General features: G+C 74.8%; 1 protein-coding gene. It reads left to right on the plus strand.

The genetic code is table 11. The features are described 5' to 3' along the window. Positions 1–28: 28 nt before the first annotated feature. The coding region (locus JHD63_RS23455) for a hypothetical protein (RefSeq protein ID WP_198973191.1) at positions 29–301 on the plus strand (273 nt) is incomplete at its 3' end.

The following is a 301-nucleotide window of genomic DNA, read 5'->3' on the forward strand; positions in this document are numbered from 1 at the left end:
TCAAGCCTTTCTGAGCGCGGCGCGCCCCGTGAAACCCAGGCGCCCTTCGCAATTCACACTGGAAGACCGGCGGCCACCGCAACGCGCACGGTCCAGCTCCGCCTGGCCGCTGGCGCTGGCCTATGCCTGTCTCTTATACACATCTCCGAGCCCACGAGACCGTACAGGAAATCGCGTATGCCGTCTTCTGCTTGAAAATAGGGGGGGGGGGGGGGGGGGGGGGGGGGGGGGGGGGGGGGGGGGGGGGGGGGGGGGGGGGGGGGGGGGGGGGGGGGGGGGGGGGGGGGGGGGGGGGGGGGGG

Source organism: Xylophilus sp. ASV27, assembly GCF_016428875.1.
GTDB lineage: Bacteria > Pseudomonadota > Gammaproteobacteria > Burkholderiales > Burkholderiaceae_C > Xylophilus.